This is a genomic window from Neorhizobium sp. SOG26, assembly GCF_003491345.1.
Classification (GTDB): Bacteria; Pseudomonadota; Alphaproteobacteria; order Rhizobiales; family Rhizobiaceae; genus Neorhizobium; species Neorhizobium turbinariae.
Genome location: NZ_CP025512.1, coordinates 1,516,353 through 1,536,850, shown reverse-complemented (window position 1 = coordinate 1,536,850; position 20,498 = coordinate 1,516,353). Strand labels below are relative to the sequence as shown.

Sequence of the window (20,498 nt, the reverse complement as noted above, 5' to 3'; positions counted from 1 at the left end):
AGGCTTTGTAGGCTTCGACGCTAGATGTCGAGGTTCTGGGCGAAGGCGGCGCGCTCCTGGATGAACCGGAAGCGGGCATCGGCCTTGGTGCCCATGAGGTTATCGACGGCTTCGCGGGTGCCCTCGAAATCCACCTCGTCGATCGACACCCGAAGCAGCGTCCGGTGCGCCGGGTCCATCGTCGTTTCCTTCAACTGCGCCGGCATCATTTCGCCCAGGCCTTTGAAGCGGCCGATTTCGACCTTCTTGCCCTTGAACACCGTATTCATCAGCTCGGCACGATGCGCGTCGTCGCGAGCGTAGACTGTCTTGCCGCCTTGGCGCAGCACATAGAGCGGCGGCACCGCGAGATAGAGATGGTTGCCGCGGATCAGCTCCGGCATTTCCTGGTAGAAGAAGGTGATCAGCAGCGACGCGATATGGGCGCCGTCGACGTCCGCATCGGTCATGATGATGACGCGCTCGTAACGGAGGTCTTCTTCACGATACTTGCTGCGCGTGCCGCAGCCGAGCGCCTGGATGAGGTCGGCGATCTGCTGGTTGGCCGAGAGCTTGTCACGGCTTGCGCTGCCGACGTTCAGGATCTTGCCGCGTAGCGGAAGGATCGCCTGGTTGGCACGGTTGCGGCCCTGTTTTGCCGAGCCGCCGGCCGAGTCACCTTCGACGATGAAAAGTTCTGCGCCTTCGGCGGTGTTCTGCGAACAGTCAGCCAGCTTGCCCGGCAGGCGCAGCTTGCGCACCGCGGTCTTGCGGTTGACTTCCTTTTCCTTGCGGCGGCGCAGGCGCTCCTCGGCCCGCTCGATCACCCAGTCAAGCAGCTTCGCCGCCTCGGCTGGGTTGCCGGCGAGGTAGTGGTCGAACGGGTCGCGCAGCGTGTTTTCCACAATCCGCTGGGCTTCCACCGTCGCCAGCTTGTCCTTCGTCTGGCCGACGAATTCGGGCTCGCGAATGAACACGGACAGCATACCGACAGCCGAGATCATCACGTCATCGGTGGTGATCTGCGCGGCGCGTTTGTTCTGCGTCAGTTCGGCGTAGTTCTTGAGCCCCTTGGTCAGGGCGATGCGAAGACCTGCCTCGTGCGTGCCACCTTCGGGCGTTGGGATGGTGTTGCAGTAGGAATGAAGCTGCGGGTCGCCACCATACCAGGTGATCGCCCATTCCATGGCGCCGTGGCCGCCGGTCTTTTCCGTCCGTCCCGCGAAGATCTCGCGGGTGACGGTGAAGTCCTTGCCAAGCGTTGCGGCCAGATAGTCCTTGAGCCCGCCGGGGAAGTGGAAGACCGCCTTTTCAGGGATTTCGCCGCCAGCCGGCAGAACAACGGGGTCGCAGCTCCAGCGGATCTCGACACCGCCAAACAGGTACGCCTTGGATCGCGCCATGCGGAAGATGCGGCCGGCATCGAACCTGGCAGTATCGCCGAAGATCTGCGGATCGGGATGGAAGCGGACACGGGTGCCGCGGCGGTTGTGGACGTCGCCCAGTTCCTCGAGCCCACCCTGCGGCACACCGCGCGAGAAGCGCTGCCGGTAAAGCTTGCGGTTTCGGGCGACCTCGACTTCGAGCACATCCGAAAGCGCATTGACAACCGAGACACCGACGCCATGCAGACCGCCGGAGGTCTCATAGGCCTTGCCGTCGAACTTGCCGCCCGCGTGCAGCTTGGTCATGATGACTTCGAGCGTCGACTTGCCCGGCACCTGCGGGTGGTTTTCCACCGGAATACCGCGGCCGTTGTCGGTGACGGTTAGGAAGCCATCAGCGTCGAGATGCACCTCGATGAAGTTGGCGTGGCCGGCAACCGCTTCGTCCATCGAGTTGTCGATGACTTCGGCGAACAGGTGGTGGAGCGCCTTTTCGTCCGTGCCGCCGATATACATGCCGGGACGCATGCGCACCGGCTCAAGCCCCTCAAGGACGCGGATGGAGGATGCGCCGTAGTCATCGCCGCCCGTCGGTGCCGGGGCAGGGCGCGGTGCAGCACGTTCAGCCCGCGCCGCAGGAGCCGGTTCATTGGCAGCCACCTTCGGCGTCACGGTCAGGTCGCCAAAGAGGTCGTTGTTGTCATCCATGGATTGCGTCGTTACTACCTGTCGGGGCGCGGAAGAGGAAGCCATACCCATCTCATGCTGTTTCGAATCACTCGCGATTCTGCCAGAAAGGCGGCGAGTTCGCGATGCCGCGAGGAAACGGTCGTCTTGGAGAAATGCGTTGCGCAGCCTGCGTTAGCAAGGCGTTTGCCGGTCAGTAAGCAGGTGGAGCCGGGCATGTCCACAGTTCATTTCGTTCGTCACGCTGTTTTTGCCGTTTTCGCCTTTCTCGTGGCGCTTCCGGTGTCGGCGCAGCAGGGCCCTGTCGGCCCGTTCAAGGACGAGCTGTTTTCGCGCATGACCGTGCTCGAAACCGCTGATTCCGGCGCCTACGAACTCATCGACTACCAGGAAATGCGCGACATCAACGGCCGCGACCGGGAACCGGAGCGGCGCGTCAAGGATGCCTATGTTTCGCTCGGGGTGCGGCGTTACCAGGCGAACGAGACACTCAACCTCGCTGGCCGCAAGCTCGATGTCACCAGGGTGGGACAGGAGGCGAATGCGGCCTTCTCGGTGATCTTCATCCACGGGCGCGGTGGCGACCGGCGCCTCGGTGCCAACGACTACAGCTTTGGCGGCAATTTCAACCGGCTCAAGAACCTCGTCGTCGCGTCCCGCAGTGTCTATTACGCGCCAAGCATCCGGTCCTTCGATGAAAAGGGCGCGGCCGATGTCGCGAACCTCATCCGTCATGCCTTCGAACAAAGCGCCGGGCGCCCGGTTATCCTCGCCTGTGCCTCCATGGGCGGCATCATCTGCCAGCATATCAGCCGCAATGGCGAGGCTGTGCAGTATCTTGGCGGCATGGCGCTGCTCGGCGGACCTCCGGATCCCGGACTGGCAACGACGCCGGCGGTGAAGAACAAGCTGCCGATTTATTTCGCGCATGGCAGCGCCGACAGCGTCTACAAGGCGAACCACCAGCTCGGCATCTTCCGCCAGCTGCGCAAATCCAGCTATCCGACCCGCTTCACCATGTTTCAGACCGGCGGGCACGGCACGCCCATCCGCATGGTGGACTGGCGCAAGCTCCTCAACTTCATCCTCTCGTCCCGCAGCCGGTGATCGCCATCTGGCTGCGGCGCACGACTTGCCATATTCGATGTCGAACTGAAGCCGAAGCCCTTGATGTGCTCTCCGTTCCTCGCTTAGGAAGGTGGGTGGAGGAGGCGACGAGCTTGCTTCCCATGTGGAGGAGCTCCTTCAATGGAGCCATGAGAAGAGGAATGTGTTGCCGATGACGCCCGACGTGCGCCCGCTTGTTGCCGGAAACTGGAAGATGAACGGCACCCGCGAAAGCCTTTCCGAGATCAAGGCGATGGCGCAAGGGGTCCTGCAGCCGCTCTCCGAACGGGTGGAGACGCTGATCTGCCCGCCCGCCACGCTCCTTTATGTCGCAACCGCGCTTGCGACCGACAGCCCGCTGCAGATCGGCGCGCAGGATTGCCACGCCAAGCAGAGCGGCGCCCATACGGGTGACATCTCGGCGGAGATGATTGCCGATTGTTTCGGGACCTATGTCATCGTTGGCCATTCGGAGCGCCGTCAGGATCACAGGGAGACTGACGCAGTGGTGCGCGCCAAGGCGCAGGCTGCCCACGAGGCGGGTCTGGCTGCAATCGTCTGTGTCGGTGAAACGGCCGACCAGCGGGATGCCTACGAGACGCTGGAGGTTTTGAAGCGGCAGATCTTCGGCTCGCTGCCGGATGATTCCACGGCCGACGATACGGTTGTTGCCTATGAGCCGGTCTGGGCGATCGGCACCGGCCTGACGCCGACCGCGGCCGACGTTGCCGTCGCGCACGCCTTCATGCGCGCCGAACTCGTTGAGCGGTTTGGCGAGGAGGGGCGGCGCATGCGCATCCTTTACGGCGGTTCCGTCAAGCCAAGCAACGCCGCCGAGTTGATGGCGATCGAGAATGTCGATGGTGCATTGATCGGTGGCGCCAGCTTGAAAGCGGCCGACTTCCTCGCCATCTACGGCGTCTATGAAGATCTGATGGCGGCAAAGCTTCCATAAGGGCTTGGAATGGCCGCGTCTCTCATGTAAAGAGCCGCCAACCTCATTCGCTGCCTCCCATCCGGAGGCCTGGATTACGATATGCAGACCGTTCTGATTGTTATTCATCTCATGATCGTGCTCGCGCTTGTTGGCGTGGTGCTGATCCAGCGTTCGGAAGGCGGCGGGCTCGGCGTCGGCGGCGGCTCCGGCTTCATGTCGGCACGCGGTACTGCCAATGCCCTGACGCGCACGACGGCCATCCTGGCGACGCTGTTTTTCATCACCTCGCTCGCGCTCGGCATCATGGCCCGCTACGACTCGCGTCCAAGCGACATCCTGAACCGCATTCCGCAGAGCCAGCAGGGCACGGGCGCCGGCATTCTGGACCAGCTTGGTCCGGCGACGCCGAACCAGTCTGAAAATGGCGTACCGTCGGGCGCCGGTGCTGCAGCACCCGCTCCGGCCACCCCGGCGCAAGCCGCTCCGGCAACGGATGCAGCACCTGCCGCACCAGCGCCCGCAGCACCTTCGGCTCCGGCCGCTCCAGCTGCCCCAGAGGGTGGCGTACCGACCGGCCAGTAAGGCAAGGTCAAGCATTCAAGCTCCGGCAGGCCAAAAGCCTGCCGGTTTTATTTTGTGAAGATTCTGCAGCCGATGTCGGAATTGTACGATTTGGGCTGGCGGAATCGCCAATGAGAAGGTATCCGGTGACTCCCATGGCGCGATATGTATTCATCACTGGCGGCGTGGTTTCCTCCCTTGGGAAAGGAATTGCGGCCGCGGCACTCGGAGCTTTGTTACAAGCACGGGGTTACCGGGTTCGGCTGAGAAAGCTCGATCCTTATCTTAACGTCGATCCGGGCACCATGAGCCCGACCCAGCACGGCGAGGTCTTTGTGACCGACGACGGCGCTGAGACCGACCTCGACCTCGGTCACTACGAGCGGTTCACGGGCCGTTCGGCGACCAAGACCGACAACATCACCACGGGTCGGATCTACAAGAACATCATCGACAAGGAACGGCGCGGTGATTACCTCGGCGCAACCGTCCAGGTCATTCCGCACGTCACCAACGAGATCAAGGATTTCGTGGTCGAAGGCAATGACGATTACGACTTCGTCATCTGCGAAATCGGCGGCACGGTCGGTGACATTGAAGCGATGCCGTTCATGGAAGCGATCCGCCAGCTCGGCAACGACCTGCCTCGCGGCGCTGCAATTTACGTCCACCTCACCCTGATGCCGTTCATTCCGGCTGCCGGCGAACTGAAGACCAAGCCGACGCAGCATTCCGTCAAGGAACTGCAGGCACTCGGCATTGCGCCCGACATCCTGCTCGTGCGCGCCGACCGGGAAATCCCGGAAGCGGAACGCCGCAAGCTTTCGCTGTTCTGCAACGTCCGTCCATCTGCCGTCATCCAGGCGCTCGATGTGGCGAACATCTATGACGTGCCGATGGCCTATCACAGGGAAGGCCTCGATTCGGAAGTTCTGGCAGCCTTCGGGATCGAGCCGGCACCGAAGCCGCGCCTCAACGCTTGGGAAGAGGTCTGCAATCGGATCCGTACGCCGGAAGGCGAGGTCACGATCGCAGTGGTCGGCAAGTACACCGGCCTCAAGGACGCCTACAAGTCTCTGATCGAAGCCCTGCATCACGGTGGCATCGCCAACCATGTGAAGGTGAAGCTCGACTGGATCGAGTCGGAAGTCTTCGAGAAGGAAGATCCGGCACCTTGGCTTGAAAAGGTGCATGGCATCCTTGTTCCGGGCGGCTTCGGCGAACGTGGTGCGCAGGGCAAGATCAACGCGGCTCGTTTCGCACGGGAACGCAAGGTGCCGTATTTCGGCATCTGCTTCGGCATGCAGATGGCTGTGATCGAGGCCGCACGTAACCTTGCAGGCATCGAGGAAGCCTCGTCGAGCGAATTCGGTCCGGCACCGGAGCCGGTCGTCGGTCTGATGACGGAATGGTTGAAGGGCAATGAGCTCGAGAAGCGTTCGGCCAAGGGCGACCTCGGTGGCACGATGCGGCTTGGCGCCTACAAGGCTTCGCTCAAGAAGGGCACCAAGATCGCCGAGATCTATGGCTCTACGGAGATCTCCGAGCGTCACCGCCATCGCTACGAGGTGAACCGCGAATACAAGGACAAGCTGGAAAGCTGCGGCCTGGTGTTCTCGGGCATGTCGCCGGACGGCCTGCTGCCGGAAACGATCGAATACCCGGATCATCCGTGGTTTATCGGTGTCCAGTACCACCCGGAACTGAAGAGCCGACCGCTGGATCCGCATCCGCTGTTTGCAAGCTTCATCGAAGCGGCCCTCGAACAAAGCCGCCTCGTCTGATCAAATAAAAGACCCGGCCTTGGCCGGGTTTTTTATTGCCTGCAGGACCGGATCGTTTCTACCGGTCGCGCGTCGCAGACATTTCTCCGAAGACGGCTTCCACTTCGTCTTCCAGGGACGCCGGTTTGGGTTTTTCGGTTGTGGAAGCTGCATTCGGTTCCGTGCCCGGCGCCTGCACCTGGGGCGCGTCCTGGGCGGCGAGGTTTGCTTCCATTTCCTGCTGGAGAAGCTTGTCGAAATCAGTGCCGAGTTGTTTGGGGCGCTCGGCTGCGACCTGCAACGGCTCCGGCATCGCGGGGGCGCTGGCCGGGACGATCAGCGTCGGTTCGACATCACGCTTCGCCGCGGCTGCAACTGGGGCTGGTTCGGCGATGACGGGTGCAGGAGCCGGCTGTGGCTTTGGTGGTTCCGGGCGCACGTCTGGCGTTGCGGCACGAAGCTGGGGCTCCACCCGTGGCGGTACGGCGTTGACTGGGGGCGTTGCAACGGGAGCCGGGCGCGGAACCGGGGCAGGCTGGGGTGCCGGGGCAGGTGTCGGTGCGAACTGGGGACGAGCCGTGGGCGCGGCGCCTGCCTGATTGGTCGCGTCGGCTTTTGCCTCAGGTGCTCCTGGTGCCACGCGCGGCGGGACCGGTTGCCGCATGGGCGTGGTGGGCTGTGGCCGGACCGGCGTTTCGACTGCTTGAGATCTTGAAGCGACCGGCTCCTGCCGGGCCAAGGCCTCCGGCGACACGAACTGATCGCGAGATTGGACCGTGTCGCGAGACTGCGTCGGCATGATGCGGCTTTCGACCACGATATCGGTTGGACCGCCGATCATGATCAGGTGCTCGACATCATCGCGCCGGACAAGGACAAGCCGACGCCGTGTATCGACCGCTGCTGCATCCAGTACCTGCAGGCGCGGCTGGCGGTTTTTGCCGCCCCGCACGAAGGGCGAGGAGGCACCACGCCCGCGGATCATCCAAAGGATGCCGATCAGAAGCAGGAAACCGACGCCTACGCCCAGGATCGCGACAATCACGCGACCGCCATATGCGCCAATCAGTTCTTCTATCATTCATCCTACTCCGTGACTCTATTTCGCTGCAGCAGACGACTTTTTACAGGGTGAAGCAAGCTGCCGATGGCACTGCTCCCGCGTAAAACGAGGTGCTAAAAATGCAGACATAGGTCACGAACGCAAACTGTCCCGGGTTTTATACCCATCAAGAGCTTTTTGCTTTACCCCCAACTTGCTAAGAGAGAATCGCGGGATTGCCTCCCGAGGTGTTGTATGGCCGCGAGACCGGCCGAGATGCGAGGACTTGATGACGAAGTTGCAGCAGGGCGGCAACTACGACGCGCCTTTGGTGGATCACGGGGCACGAGGCGGCACCATCATCCGGATCGTCCTCCTGGCGTTGGTTCTCTGCGGCGTCGCTGTGGCATTCGTGCTTTTCCAGGATGCGCTGGACAACGAGGTCGTGCTCGGCGTTCTCGGCATCCTTGCCATGGTCGGCATATTCTTCCTCGTGTCGTCGATCATCGGCCTGGTCGAGGTGATGCCGCAGTCGCGGTCCGACGAACTGGCGCGCAGCTTTCTGGCGAGCCATCCGGACGGTATCCTGATCACCGATCCCAAGGGCCGCATCCTTTACGCCAACGCCGCTTATGGGCGGATGACCGGTGCGACGAAGGCGAGCGACGCGCAAAGCCTTGAAGCGCTGCTTTCCAAGACCCGCGAGAGCACCGAAGCGCTCTACCGCCTGACCACGGCGCTGCGCGAGGGCCGTGAGGGGCATGAGGAATTTCGCCTGATGCAGCCGCTCGGCCGCGCTGTCGGCAAGAATGCAGGCGCGCACTGGTATCGGCTGAAAGCCCGCATCCTGACGCCGGTGGAAGGCCGTGGCGGCCCGCTCGATATCTGGCAGATCACCGACATCACCTCCGAACGGGAAGACCAGGAGCGCTTCTTCCGCGAACTGCAGAACGCGATCGACTACCTGGACCATGCGCCGGTCGGCTTCTTCTCGGCCGGCAGGAACGGCGAGCTTTTCTACCTCAATGCCACGCTTGCCGAGTGGCTCGGCCTCGACCTGACGCAGTTCGTGCCACGTTCAGTGACGATCTCCGACATCGTTGCGGGCGAGGGCATGGCGCTGATCGAGTCGGTCCAGGCCGCACCCGGGCTGAAGCGCACCGAAACGCTCGATCTCGACCTGCGGCGCGCCAACGGCCAGAGCTTGCCGGTGCGCCTCGTGCACAACGTCAGCGCCGCGCGCGATGGCGCTCCGGGCGAAAGCCGCACGATCGTCCTGACGCGACCGAAGGGCGGCGAGGGCGACCAGTCGGCGTCTGCGATGCGGTTCACCCGCTTCTTCAACAATACTCCCATGGCAATCGCCTCCGTCAACGGCGACGGCCGCATCCTGCGCATCAACGCGCCGTTCCTCAAGCTTTACCACGGCGTCGTCTCCCGCGACGATGTCGAGGCCGGCGTCGAACTGGAGCGGATCGTTCACGAAACATCCCGCGCCCACCTGATGCAGGCGCTGGCGGCGGCCAAGGACCGGCAGGGCGATATTCCGCCGATCGACTCCCGCCATCCGGGCGACGAAAACCGCTATGTCCGCTTCTACGTCAATGCCGTGATCGACGAGAGCGACGAGGCGCCGGAAGAGGCGGCGATCGTTTACGCCGTCGAGACGACCGAGCAGAAAGCGCTCGAAACGCAGATGGCGCAGACGCAGAAGCTGAATGCGGTGGGCACGCTGGCGGGCGGTATCGCGCACGACTTCAACAACGTGCTGACTGCGATCCTGCTGTCGTCGGACCATCTGCTGCTGCAGGCACGGCCGTCGGACCCGAGTTTCGCCGACCTGATGGAGATCAAGCGCAACGCCAACCGCGCCGCCGTCCTGGTGCGCCAGCTGCTCGCCTTCTCGCGCAAGCAGACGATGCGCCCGGCCGTGCTGAACCTCACGGACGTCGTGGGCGACCTGCGGATGCTCGTCGACCGGCTGATCTCCGGCACCAACGTGAAGCTCGAGGTGGATTACGGCCGCGACCTCTGGCCGGTGCGCACCGACCTGTCGCAGTTCGAGCAGGTGCTGATCAACCTGTGCGTCAATGCCCGAGACGCGATGCCGAACGGTGGCACGATCCTGATCAAGACGCGCAACGTCACGGCGGCGGAGGCAATCGCCTTCGGGCAGGGCGACGTGCCGGCCGAAGACTTCGTCATGGTCGAGGTGTCGGATACGGGCACGGGCATTCCGCCGGAGATCATGGACAAGATCTTCGAGCCCTTCTTCACGACGAAGGAAGTGGGCAAGGGCACCGGGCTTGGGCTGTCGATGGTCTACGGCATCGTCAAGCAGTCCGGCGGTTATATCCATCCGGAATCGGAAGTGGGCCGGGGCACGAGCTTCCGGATCTTCCTGCCGCGGCATATCCCGGAGGTCGTGGTGCAGCCCCAGCAGGAGGCTGTTGCTCCGGCAATCGCCGGCCAGCCCCGGGAAGCGGCAGCGCCAGCACCGGTCGCGGCACCGGCGATGCCGGCCGCCGAAGAGCTCGACCTCACGGGCAAGTCAGCCGTGGTGCTGCTTGTCGAAGACGAGGAGGCGGTGCGGCGCGGTGGCAAACGGATGCTGGAAACGCGCGGCTACACGGTGCACGAGGCGGGATCGGGCGCCGAAGCGCTGGAGATCATGGAAGAGCTGGGCGGCAAGGTCGACATCGTCGTGTCGGACGTGGTGATGCCGGAGATGGACGGGCCGACGCTGCTGACCGAGTTGCGCAAGTCCTATCCGGACATGAAGTTCATCTTCGTATCGGGTTATGCCGAAGACGCCTTTGCCCGCAACCTGCCGGCGGATGCGAAATTCGGCTTCCTGCCGAAGCCGTTCTCGCTGAAACAGCTTGCCGTGGTGGTGCGCGAAACGCTCGACGCCGACTAGCGGCGTTTGAGCTCAGGCCGCGTGGCGGGCGGGCGGCGTGACCAGCCGGTGCTGGACGTAATCGATGTCGCCGCGGACATAGAGCGCCACCGGCTTGCCGCCGGCACCGGTGACGGCGAGCGCGATGATCGTGACGCCTTCCTCGAAGGTGGTGACATAGGCCACCTGGGCGGGATTGACGTAAACCGGCTGGTTATGGGTGTTCTTGAAACCGATCAGCGCCATCCGACTCTCCTTATGCTGCTGGCGGTCGGAACCATGCCATGCGGAGGTTGATGTCCGTTTAACGCCAGCTGCAGTGGCCGATCAGCTGTAGCCGCCGGCGGCACGCTGTTCGGCCGCGTCACGCTGCGCCTCCACCATGTCGTCCTTTCCGCCCGAGTCCATGCCGCCTTGTGGCTTCCCGTTGCCTTCGCCGGAGGCCTCGACGCGGCCGGTGCCTTCGCCACCCCTGGTGCGGGCGGTCGGCAGGTGGCGGGTGTCGAAATAGGTGCGAAAGGAGGTGATGCGGTCGCCATCGCCTTCCAGGATGCTGACGCCTTCGTAGTCAAAATCCTTGCCGTCGATCGAGCCCTTGCTGGTCCATTCGAGGAAGGAGAGGCCGTCCTTTTCCGTCACGGTGCGGAATTCGGAGCGGATCTCGTCAAAGGCGTCGCGATATTGCGACCAGAAGATTTTGGCGGCATCGGCGCCGCCATCCTGGTAGGTCACCAGCGGGTTGGAGACTTCCGCATTGTCGGCAAACAGGCTGGCGATCGCATCGACGTCGCGGTCGGTTTCGAGGCGCCCGAGGGCGTCGATGAAGGTCTTGGACAGGTCTGGCATGGATGGCTCCTCATGGGTTGTGATGGAGAACTGCGGGGTGCGGGCGATGTTCCCGCACCGCCGCCACCCTACGCGCATCCCATGCGCCCGAACCCGGCGGGTATCAGCAAGCCGCTCGCTGGCGAATGCGCAGCCGCCGGGAAAAGGCGGGCCATTCGTGGCGGGGCAGGGTTCGCCGGACCACTTCGAACGCCGCGTCGCGCAGTTCACGCTGCTCGGCTTCGGGCGGGATCAGGTTGAGGCCGCGCCAGTTGTTGCGAACATAAAAGGCGTCGGCGTAAAGCGCGACGAATGCGTCCAGCTGAGCCTGCCGGAAATTGCCGACGCAAGCCGGTACGCCTTCCTCGATGACGTGATAGTGGCAGCGGTTGCCACGCCGGCACTTGCGGTGGCGGCAGGCAAGCTGCGGCGTGGCGAGCATCTCGACGACGCATATCGCGAGTTTGAGGTCGAGCGGCTCCGTTTCGGCGGTGTCGGGTATGTCAGGGGTGTCGGTCATGAAGAAACTCCTCGGACTGGTTGGGATGGGCCTGGTCTCCGATCGCCGCCGTCGATCGTCGCCCGTCGTGCGGCGGGTCGTTCAACCGGACCTTGAGGGCAAGGCAGACTCCGCCCTTGGCGATCTTGAAAAATCTGATGAATGGACGGGGCGCCGGAAGCTGCCTCGGTAGTTAGTAGTATGTGGCACCTTTCGGCGCCCCGTTCGGCGGTTTTTGCCCGCGACTTGGGTCTCTCTGCGAGGGTTGCAGGACGACGATGCTTCTCGCCGGTGGCGGAAAGGCTGGCGTTTGACCCCAGGCTTCCCGACGGACCCGAAAGCCCGGCGACATCATCATCCCCGACCCCCATGTGTGCCGCACAGGGACGTCCGACGCGCTCTTTCGGGCATCAGAAGCAGATGGCCGGTCCTTCTAGCCGCCTGCTTCCCCCGTCTCGCCGGAGGGAGACCATTTTCCGCGGACCCCGATGATGAAGGTTCACGTCGTCCCTTCACCACCAGCGCCGGCCCCGCCTCGCCAGGACGCCTCCTGGTGTATCCGCGGCGGGACAGGGGCATTGTAGGCGCGGGCTTTCAGGGCGTGGACGTAACAGGCGCTAAGCGATTGAATTCTGGTGGGGAGGGCGCGGAAAAGGGCGAAATTGTCCACGGGGGTGGAGGTGTCGTTGCCGGAAGGATGAGGCGAAAGAGTCTCTGCGCTGCAGACGCGGCACTGCTCGGTTCATCTGACAAGCACAGGAATGGCGGAAGGCTGCCGTGTCGCCGGAGGGAGACCATTTTCCGCAGACCCCGATGATAAAGGTTCATGTCGTCCCTTCACCACCAGCGCCGGCCCGTCCCTTCGGGCAGCCGGGATGCCTCCTGGTGTATCGCGGCGGGACAAGGGAAGTGTAGGCGCGGGGTCGGGGGGACGGGGATGAGGCGGGTGAATTCCTCCGGCCCGGTGCTTTCAGCCGCTCCTAAGTGAGTTTTCGTGCAAAACTCAAGCCGCGCCACATCTGACTAGCACCTTGAAATAGTAGTTTACATTCGGTTACCAGTGTAAGTGGAGAGGTGGCGAATTTTGTGGAGGGGTTATGCGAGATGATCGGATAACTGGCGAGCTTGTCTTTGACATCCAAACCGGACTTGGGCGGACTGACATTCCCGAATATGACTTGCTACGAATGGTGGGGATGGGAGCTGTACTAGCAGCCCACATCAAGTCCTTTCCGGATATTCCTTACGAGAAACTAAGGTTAGTTTCGGAGCACTATTTCAATATCCCGTCGTATGCCCTCAAGGGTGTCGTTGAGCTTCTTGCAGAAGTTGAGTTGGTTAAAATCGACAGAACCGGGACAACCATAAACAAGATAACTCCGAATATTTCTGTATTCGATAATGTTTACTTGTCGATCGGTGAATATTCGTCGATCAAGGGGTTCAACGAGCTGGAAAACGTTGCGCTGGAAATCCTTTTTCGCCTCAGGAACAAGCCGGAAAACTTGATTAGTCTAGGTGGGACGCTTGGTATTGACCCAACACCATTAAGCAGGACGATATCGATTGGCGAGAAAGGGAACTTCGTCCGAAAGTATCGAGCTAGAGGCAAGGACATCATTCTGAGTCCAATCTACTTCGCGGACGGATTAGACGCACTCGCAGATTTGGCAGCATCGAAGGGACTTTCGGATTTTGAGACCGTAATGAGGAAGTTGAAGTCGGCGCAAGGCTGGCCGCTGGATCTTCTATTGGCAAACTCGAAGCTAGCAGGGGTGGATGTTTCAAGGGAAGAGCGGGATTTGATCCTAAAACTCGTTCAGGAGAACGTAATTAAACCGCCATCTCTTTCTACTCCTTCGGGCGATCTTCGGTTTCTCTTCACTCCTGCACCTGGCCAAGGGCGCTTAAACGCCACCAACCGGCTGATCTACGAGCGGGCCATGAACCTTGTCTCGGCGGTACGCAAGGGGCAATTGCTTCCCGCTCGCATTAGGATCAGAAGCCCCTACGCAATTCTCCGTTCGCTGCGGGATACTGGTTACCTACGTCCAAGTACCGAGGCACATCTTCAGTACGGAACGCTTGTAAGCCTCAAGGTGGCCGTGTTGGAGGAGACCACTCCGGGCTGGCATAGGCTTCGGCTTGTGCAAACTCAGGAAAACATAGAAGCAATAAATATGGCTCTGGCTATGTTGCGAACCGGTGATCCCGGATCCATAGAAATCGATCGTGACGCGGTCATAGCGCTCGAAAGTGATGAAAGCTACGTTGAATCTGTGGTGAGTGCAGCCCAGTTCCGCGAACGGTCCACGCATGTGCTCGATCCAGAAGCCACTAAGATATTCAACAACCTGCTACTGGAGTCGGACTAATGGCGCCGAAGGACAAGGATCGCGCTCAAAAGCGGATGGCTATGGAGTTCTGCATCCAGCAGGGAATACTCCCTTACATGGAGGTTCCGGTCGTTGAAGAGGTTCAGTTTCAACGCACTCCGATATATATCACCGACTTAGACGTGCTGGGTTTGACGCTTAGCTGGAATGGGACAATCCACAGAACGCTTTTCGACTGCAAGACGTCGAAGGATAGCCCGATCAATAGAGCAATTTGGTCGACAGGTATCGTTGAGCACTCGTCCCTGGATGAGGCGTATGTCATCCTGAAAAGATCAGCTCTTCCTACGCATAAAGTTACGGCGGAAGAGAAGGACATCTACCTTTTTGATGCTGACGGTTTCGAACAGTTCATGAAGTTTCATGGCTTCGAACCGACAATTACCACGTCCTATCTGAGTGACTTAGTTGCACTTGATAGTGCTCAAGACTTCATCCGCGCCAACCCTGTATTCTCGGCGTCGTATGAATGGGCGGTGCAACGAAGCCCCCTAGAGCGCGATTCGGCGCGAGCGATTAGATCACTTCTGGCGAAACTTCTCGAAATCAGTGGCGAATTAGACCCTATTAAACCCGCGCATCGATACCTGCTGGCGGAAATCGTGGCTGCGTTTTGTCTTCATCTTCAGGTTGCCGTTAGCCGGCTGATACGGATGGTAGGAGCTTCTAGTGACAAGGCTTATCTTGAGGAAGTGACGAAGTACTATCTTTGGGGTGGCTACAACAACTTCCAAGCGAAGAAGAAGATGAGCCAATTAGTCCTTCAGCTAGAAGACGAGGAGTTCGCTCTGCCTGCATGGAGCAGCTTCATCAAGTTGATCGGAATTTTGATCCCCTCAGTGAATTCCCTTAGACGAGTACCGGTTGCAGCACGAACACTGGGGCTGCGCTCTCTATCCGGAGTAGTTGAAGAGTACGAAAAATATACAAATAGGCTTGTACTCGGAGATCGAAAGGTTTCTTACGTATATATGCAGGTGATGCGGTATCTGCAGGAGGCAACGGGCTTTCCTCGGCCGTTCATATCCGCTTTCGATGAGGATATTGAGGGGCTCGGGAAAATCAACGGCTTAAGAGGTTCTACCTGAATACGCCAACGTGAAGATCACCGCCCCGGGCGCCCCGTCTTGCCCTTCGTCCGGTCCTTCTTGCGCTTCTGGTCCGCAGGATCCTCGTAAGACCCCACACCGACCTTGCCGCGCGCCACGGGGCGCACGCCGTCATCGACTTCGGGCAATCCCTCGAGCAGCGGCGAAAAACGCTTGTTCGGGTCGCGTGACGGTTTGGGCGGAAGAGTTCCGGGAACCGGTTTTTCCGTGCGTCCCACCGTCATTTCATCCAGCGTGTTTTTCCGGAACAGCGGTGTCGGCATGTCCGTGCCCGGGCCCATGTCATCGAGGCCGGGTTTGGAGAAGTAGGAAGCTGGCTCCCCTGATCTCCCCCCTTGAGGGGGAGATGCCCCGATAGGGACAGAGGGGGGTGAACCTTCAGCACCGGAGCGGGTATCACCCCCCTCTGTCCTGCCGGACATCTCCCCCGCAAGGGGGGAGATTGAATCGCGGGACCGCTTTCCTTCCACGGCCCTTGCCTCGTCGCTTCTTCTGTTGCCCCTCGCGCCTTCGGCGCTTGCCGCCTCCTGCTTGGCGATCGGGTCGTCCATGGCGGAGAGCTCGGCGGCCTTGAGGCGCTTGATCTCGTCGCGCAGCCGGGCGGCCTTTTCGAAATCGAGGTCGGCGGCGGCATCGCGCATCGATTTTTCGAGCGCGTTGAGATGGGCCTGCAGGTTGTTGCCGACGAGATGCCCGCCTTCGGCAAAACCCCTGCCGGAGACGCCGGAAATATCGGCGCGGACGTGGTCCCGCTCGTAGACCGAATCGAGGATATCGGAAATGCGGGCCTTGACCGATTCCGGCGTGATGCCGTGCTCGGCATTGTAGGCCATCTGCTTTTCGCGGCGGCGTGCGGTTTCGTCCATCGCCCGCTTCATCGAGCCGGTGATGTTGTCGGCGTAAAGGATGACCTTGCCATCGACGTTTCGCGCGGCGCGGCCGATCGTCTGGATGAGCGAGGTTTCGGAGCGCAGGAAGCCTTCCTTGTCGGCATCGAGGATGGCGACGAAGCCGCATTCGGGAATGTCGAGGCCTTCGCGCAGCAGGTTGATGCCGACGAGCACGTCAAAGGCACCGAGACGCAGGTCGCGGATGATCTCGATGCGCTCCAGCGTGTCGATGTCGGAGTGCATGTAGCGGACGCGCACGCCCTGTTCATGCAGGTATTCGGTGAGGTCTTCCGCCATGCGCTTGGTGAGCACGGTGCAGAGCGTGCGATAACCCTTCTGCGCGGTTTCGCGGATCTCGCCGAGCACGTCGTCGACCTGGGAGCGGGCCGGGCGCACTTCCACCGGCGGATCGATGAGGCCGGTCGGGCGGATGACCTGTTCGGCAAACACGCCGCCCGCCTGTTCCATCTCCCAGTTGCCGGGGGTGGCGGAGACGGCGATCGTCTGAGGGCGCATCGCGTCCCATTCCTCGAAACGCAGCGGTCGGTTGTCCATGCAGGAGGGCAGGCGGAAGCCGTATTCGGCCAGCGTCGCCTTGCGGCGGAAGTCGCCGCGATACATGCCGCCGATCTGCGGGATCGTCACGTGGCTTTCGTCGATGAAGATCAGCGCGTTGTCGGGGATGTATTCAAACAGCGTCGGTGGCGGCTCGCCGGGGCGGCGACCGGTGAGGTAACGCGAATAGTTCTCGATGCCGGCGCAGGAGCCGGTGGCCTCCATCATCTCGACATCGTAGCGGGTGCGCTGCTCCAGGCGCTGGGCTTCGAGCAGGCGGCCGGCGGCTTCGAGTTCGGCGAGGCGGTGCTTCAGCTCCTCCTTGATCTGCTTGATGGCGGCATTCAGCGTCGGGCGCGGGGTGACATAGTGCGAGTTGGCGTAGATCTTGACGGACTTGAGGTCGCCGGTCTTGCTGCCGGTCAGCGGGTCGAACTCGGTGATCGCGTCGATCTCGTCGCCGAACATGGAGATGCGCCAGGCGGCATCCTCCAGGTGGGCGGGGAAGATTTCGATGGTATCGCCGCGGACGCGGAAGGAGCCGCGCACGAAATTGATGTCCTGGCGCTTGTATTGCTGGGCGACGAGGTCGGCGAGCAGCTGGCGCTGGTCGAGGCGGTCGCCGACCGACATCTGGAAGGTCATCGCGGTATAGGTTTCCACCGAGCCGATACCGTAGATGCAGGAGACGGAGGCGACGATGATGCAGTCGTCGCGCTCGAGGATGGCGCGGGTGGCAGCGTGGCGCATCCGGTCGATCTGTTCGTTGATCGACGATTCCTTCTCGATGAAGGTGTCGGAGCGGGGAACGTAGGCTTCCGGCTGGTAATAGTCGTAGTAGGAGACGAAATATTCGACCGCGTTGTTGGGGAAGAAGTTCTTGAACTCGGAATAAAGCTGCGCGGCGAGCGTCTTGTTGGGCGCGAGGATCACGGCCGGGCGCTGGGTGCGGGCGATCACCTGCGCCATGGTGAAGGTCTTGCCGGAGCCGGTGACGCCGAGCAGGACCTGGGAGCGCTCGCCGGAATTGATGCCTTCGACGAGATCGGCGATCGCCGTCGGCTGGTCGCCGGAGGGCTGGTATTCGGTGACCATCTCGATCGGGATGCCGCCTTCGGACTTTTCCGGCCGGTGCGGGCGGTGCGGCGTCCACAGCTTGCCATCCTTGAACAGCGGGTTGCCGCTTTCGATGAGCTTCGAGAGCGCGTCGACGGTTGCGGTCACGGCGCCGGGCGCCAGCGACTGGGCGTCCTCGAGCGAGATGTCCATGCCGGCGACCGGATTGAGGCCGGCGCGAGCGCGCGTCTTCGGGTCGGAAGAGGCACCGATGGAGACGCCGCGGGCGGTCTTTGAGGCGGTAGTGTTTTTAGCCGTCTTCTGGGCAGACTTCGCCTTGTCCTTCGCGGCCTCCTTGATGGCGGCTTCGCGGGCAGCGATCTCGATCTTCTTGCGGTGCTTGCCGGCCTTCGAGGCGATCTCGCGCTGCGTCTCGACCGACGACGCTTCCGCCTCGGCTTCCAACTGCTTCACCCAGTCGGCGACGGAGCCGGAGAAGGGCGCGCCTTCAAATGACGATTGCGGAGCCTCCTCGAAACCAGGCTTCGAGGCGGATGTCTTGCGAGGGGATCTGGCCATGCGTCGAATATGGAGGGAGTCCGGCCGAATTGGAAGGGGCGGCGCCGGCAAAATGAGTACAGAAGAGAAACAGGCGCGGTTGCGAAAAACCTTCAGGCGATCTGCTTCTGCGGGACGACCACGCGGTCGGCAAGCCAGGATTCGATGCGCTCGACGGGCATCGGGCGGCCGTAATGATAGCCCTGCGCCATCTCGACGCCAAGCGCCCGCAGCGCCTCGGCTTCCTCGGCGGTTTCGACGCCTTCGACCAGCACTTCCATGGAAAGCGAGCGGCCAAGGCCCGCCATGGCCCCGACGATCTCCTGGTTCTCCTTGGCCGTGATGCCCTGCACGAAACGGCGGTCGAGCTTCAGGCGGTCCACCTTCAATTGGACGAGGTAGGCGAGGGAGGAATGCCCGGCGCCGAAATCATCGACGGCGAGCTTGTAGCCGGAGCGCTCGATCATCTTCAGCTGCTCGCCGGCGACGAGCGTGTCGAGGATGGCTTCCTCGGTGATCTCGATCTCGAACAGCGCCGGGTCGATGCCATGCGCGGCGGTGATGCTGTCGAGGATTTCGGTGACGCAGTAGAAGTCGAACTCGCGCGGGGAGATGTTGACGGCGACGGTCGCTGACGGCAGGCCAAGATCGGGCAGGCGCTTGAGCAGCCGGCAGGCGGCATCCGCCACGGTGGCCGTCAGTTGGTCGGAAAGGTTGGCAGCCTGGGCGGCGGCAACGATCTCGGGTGGCGAGACGGGGCCAAGCTCGCGATGGTACCAGCGCACCAGCGCCTCGAAACCGACGACGCGGTGGGTGTTGAGGCAGACCTGCGGCTGGAACCAGACCTCGACCTCTCCATCGGCGAGGGCGGCGCCAAGATCCTGCTCGACCTGATGGCGTCGGTCAAACTGCGAGCGCAGCGCTGGGTCGAATTCGCGCCACTGGCGGCGGCCACCATCCTTGGCGCGGTAGAGCGCCATGTCGGCGGCAACAAACAGGTCTTCGCCGGTGGTGGCGTGGTCCGGATAAAGCGCGATGCCGATCGAGGCGCCGACCACGGCGGGCTGGCCGCCGAGCATGATGGCCTGGCGGCCGCGATCGAGGATCGCCTGGGCGAGGCGGCGGCTGTCTTCGAGCGCATGGGGCCCGCTGAGGATCACTGCAAACTCGTCACCGCCGAGGCGCGCGGCAATGCCGGGACCCTCCAGTGAAGCACGAAGGCGTTCGCCGACCTCGATCAGCAGGGCGTCGCCGGCGCTGTGCCCGAGCGTGTCATTGATTGATTTGAAACGGTCGAGATCGAGGATCAGCAGCGCAAGCTGGTGGCCGGCGGTGCGGGCCTCTTCTATGCCGGTCAGAAGCGCCGTGTTGAAGGCGGCGCGGTTGGCGAGACCGGTCAGCGGATCGCAGTTGGCAAGCACTTCGAGCCGGTCGTTGGCGCGCATGATGTCGCCGTTCGCCGACGACAGCGAAGTTGCAAGTGCGGTGGCCTGCAGCTTGCCCGAGACATTGCTGACGAAGATTGCCTGGCTTATGCGGCTGCTGCGGATGAGGATCAGCGTCAGGGCCAAGACATTGATGGCAAGAAGAGGTCCGCCGACGCCGCCGCTCATGCCAAGCGAGATCATCACCGACAGATGCGGTGGCACCGCGAAGGCGAGCGAGATCGGGCTGTGCCCGATACCCATCAGCACCGCACCGGTGGAGATGCCGATCATCATCAGGTAGAGCGTGGCGTCCTTGCCCGTGGCATCGAAACCTGGAAGCACCCACGGAAGCGTCGCCCAGACAAGGCCGCTGATCAGCGCGCCGACCGTCATGGCATCGAGCGCGGCCTGCGGCGAATGTTCCAGCACGTCCCACTTCGTCAGGATCACGCCGACCATGCCGCGGACAACGATGCTCAACAGGAGAGCGCCGAGCCAGAGTACAGCTTCGAAAACGGGGCCGCGGCCGGCAGCGACGACGCAAAGGGCGGAAGCGGAGATGCAGGCATTGGTGATGATCGTGGAGCGCAAACGCTCGCGCATCGTCACCGCTTGTGCGCGCTTGATTTCCAGCGCGAGGGCGGGGCCGTCCAAGCCGGGCATGTGCTGGGCTTCCATCTGGTTCCGGTCGCTCGTTTTGTTGTTGTGGAAGTCGTAACCAGAGGAATAATAAGAAATTCTTGCTTCGCGGGATGAGCCGCGATGATGTCGGGAACATCCTAAACAGAGAGTAACAAAGAGTTGCGGCTGCACCGCATTTCCA

14 protein-coding genes are annotated in these 20,498 nt (G+C 62.1%); 7 read left to right on the top strand and 7 right to left on the bottom strand.

Going from position 1 to position 20,498, the window contains the following annotated elements; genetic code table 11:
• Window positions 1-20: 20 nt before the first annotated feature.
• Window positions 21-2,072, bottom strand: a complete 2,052-nt coding sequence (gene parE / locus CYG48_RS07690) for a DNA topoisomerase IV subunit B (RefSeq protein WP_445304326.1) — start codon at window positions 2,070-2,072, stop codon at window positions 21-23.
• A gap of 195 nt (window positions 2,073-2,267) precedes the next feature.
• Between parE and CYG48_RS07685 the strand changes: the two genes are divergently transcribed.
• The 4 genes from CYG48_RS07685 to CYG48_RS07670 all read left to right on the top strand — a co-directional run bounded on the left by CYG48_RS07685 (window position 2,268) and on the right by CYG48_RS07670 (window position 6,440).
• Window positions 2,268-3,158, top strand: coding sequence for an alpha/beta fold hydrolase (locus tag CYG48_RS07685; protein WP_199925253.1), 891 nt, complete (start codon window positions 2,268-2,270; stop codon window positions 3,156-3,158).
• A gap of 172 nt (window positions 3,159-3,330) precedes the next feature.
• Window positions 3,331-4,113: a triose-phosphate isomerase gene (tpiA, locus tag CYG48_RS07680; RefSeq protein WP_118849841.1), complete on the top strand. Its 783-nt coding sequence runs from the start codon at window positions 3,331-3,333 to the stop codon at window positions 4,111-4,113.
• An 81-nt stretch (window positions 4,114-4,194) separates the two neighbouring features.
• Window positions 4,195-4,677 carry a preprotein translocase subunit SecG gene (secG, locus tag CYG48_RS07675; protein ID WP_118849840.1) on the top strand — a complete coding sequence of 161 codons (483 nt, stop codon included), beginning with the start codon at window positions 4,195-4,197 and terminating at the stop codon, window positions 4,675-4,677.
• Between the two features lie 125 nt (window positions 4,678-4,802).
• A complete protein-coding gene (locus CYG48_RS07670) occupies window positions 4,803-6,440 on the top strand; it encodes a CTP synthase (RefSeq protein ID WP_305778821.1) in 1,638 nt (545 codons plus the stop codon).
• 58 nt (window positions 6,441-6,498) lie between these two features.
• On the opposite strand, the gene CYG48_RS07665 is transcribed toward CYG48_RS07670, so the two are convergent.
• Complete coding sequence (locus CYG48_RS07665) at window positions 6,499-7,500, bottom strand: flagellar biosynthetic protein FliO (RefSeq protein ID WP_118849838.1); 1,002 nt, start codon at window positions 7,498-7,500, stop codon at window positions 6,499-6,501.
• A gap of 250 nt (window positions 7,501-7,750) precedes the next feature.
• On the opposite strand from CYG48_RS07665, the gene cckA reads away from it, so the two are divergent.
• On the top strand, window positions 7,751-10,381 hold the full coding sequence (gene cckA / locus CYG48_RS07660; RefSeq protein WP_118849837.1) for a cell cycle histidine kinase CckA: 2,631 nt from the start codon (window positions 7,751-7,753) through the stop codon (window positions 10,379-10,381).
• A gap of 12 nt (window positions 10,382-10,393) precedes the next feature.
• On the opposite strand, the gene CYG48_RS07655 is transcribed toward cckA, so the two are convergent.
• The 3 genes from CYG48_RS07655 to CYG48_RS07645 form a co-directional block, all read right to left on the bottom strand.
• Window positions 10,394-10,606, bottom strand: coding sequence for a hypothetical protein (locus tag CYG48_RS07655; RefSeq protein WP_118849836.1), 213 nt, complete (start codon window positions 10,604-10,606; stop codon window positions 10,394-10,396).
• Between the two features lie 81 nt (window positions 10,607-10,687).
• Window positions 10,688-11,206 (bottom strand): nuclear transport factor 2 family protein, encoded by a 519-nt coding sequence (locus CYG48_RS07650; protein ID WP_199925251.1) that lies wholly within the window; start codon window positions 11,204-11,206, stop codon window positions 10,688-10,690.
• A gap of 103 nt (window positions 11,207-11,309) precedes the next feature.
• On the bottom strand, window positions 11,310-11,705 hold the full coding sequence (locus CYG48_RS07645) for a hypothetical protein (RefSeq protein ID WP_118849833.1): 396 nt from the start codon (window positions 11,703-11,705) through the stop codon (window positions 11,310-11,312).
• A gap of 1,076 nt (window positions 11,706-12,781) precedes the next feature.
• Here CYG48_RS07645 and CYG48_RS07640 point away from each other — a divergent pair.
• Window positions 12,782-14,059 carry a hypothetical protein gene (locus CYG48_RS07640; RefSeq protein ID WP_118849832.1) on the top strand — a complete coding sequence of 426 codons (1,278 nt, stop codon included), beginning with the start codon at window positions 12,782-12,784 and terminating at the stop codon, window positions 14,057-14,059.
• Window positions 14,059-15,168, top strand: a complete 1,110-nt coding sequence (locus CYG48_RS07635) for a hypothetical protein (protein ID WP_118849831.1) — start codon at window positions 14,059-14,061, stop codon at window positions 15,166-15,168. The genes CYG48_RS07640 and CYG48_RS07635 overlap by 1 nt, the downstream gene beginning before the upstream one ends.
• Before the next feature lie 17 nt (window positions 15,169-15,185).
• On the opposite strand, the gene uvrB is transcribed toward CYG48_RS07635, so the two are convergent.
• Together uvrB and CYG48_RS07625 are read right to left on the bottom strand one after the other, a co-directional pair.
• On the bottom strand, window positions 15,186-18,269 hold the full coding sequence (gene uvrB, locus CYG48_RS07630) for an excinuclease ABC subunit UvrB (RefSeq protein WP_118849829.1): 3,084 nt from the start codon (window positions 18,267-18,269) through the stop codon (window positions 15,186-15,188).
• Between the two features lie 92 nt (window positions 18,270-18,361).
• A complete protein-coding gene (locus tag CYG48_RS07625; protein ID WP_199925250.1) occupies window positions 18,362-20,338 on the bottom strand; it encodes a putative bifunctional diguanylate cyclase/phosphodiesterase in 1,977 nt (658 codons plus the stop codon).
• Between the last annotated feature and the right edge of the window lie 160 nt (window positions 20,339-20,498).

Coding starts and splice junctions, on each gene's coding strand:
- CYG48_RS07645 (WP_118849833.1), bottom strand. CDS start 11,705: ATGACCGACACCCCTGACATACCCGACACCGCCGAAACGGAGCCGCTC.
- CYG48_RS07635 (WP_118849831.1), top strand. CDS start 14,059: ATGGCGCCGAAGGACAAGGATCGCGCTCAAAAGCGGATGGCTATGGAG.
- CYG48_RS07655 (WP_118849836.1), bottom strand. CDS start 10,606: ATGGCGCTGATCGGTTTCAAGAACACCCATAACCAGCCGGTTTACGTC.
- CYG48_RS07625 (WP_199925250.1), bottom strand. CDS start 20,338: ATGCCCGGCTTGGACGGCCCCGCCCTCGCGCTGGAAATCAAGCGCGCA.
- CYG48_RS07640 (WP_118849832.1), top strand. CDS start 12,782: ATGCGAGATGATCGGATAACTGGCGAGCTTGTCTTTGACATCCAAACC.
- secG (WP_118849840.1), top strand. CDS start 4,195: ATGCAGACCGTTCTGATTGTTATTCATCTCATGATCGTGCTCGCGCTT.
- cckA (WP_118849837.1), top strand. CDS start 7,751: ATGACGAAGTTGCAGCAGGGCGGCAACTACGACGCGCCTTTGGTGGAT.
- uvrB (WP_118849829.1), bottom strand. CDS start 18,269: ATGGCCAGATCCCCTCGCAAGACATCCGCCTCGAAGCCTGGTTTCGAG.
- CYG48_RS07685 (WP_199925253.1), top strand. CDS start 2,268: ATGTCCACAGTTCATTTCGTTCGTCACGCTGTTTTTGCCGTTTTCGCC.
- tpiA (WP_118849841.1), top strand. CDS start 3,331: ATGACGCCCGACGTGCGCCCGCTTGTTGCCGGAAACTGGAAGATGAAC.
- CYG48_RS07650 (WP_199925251.1), bottom strand. CDS start 11,206: ATGCCAGACCTGTCCAAGACCTTCATCGACGCCCTCGGGCGCCTCGAA.
- parE (WP_445304326.1), bottom strand. CDS start 2,072: ATGGATGACAACAACGACCTCTTTGGCGACCTGACCGTGACGCCGAAG.
- CYG48_RS07665 (WP_118849838.1), bottom strand. CDS start 7,500: ATGATAGAAGAACTGATTGGCGCATATGGCGGTCGCGTGATTGTCGCG.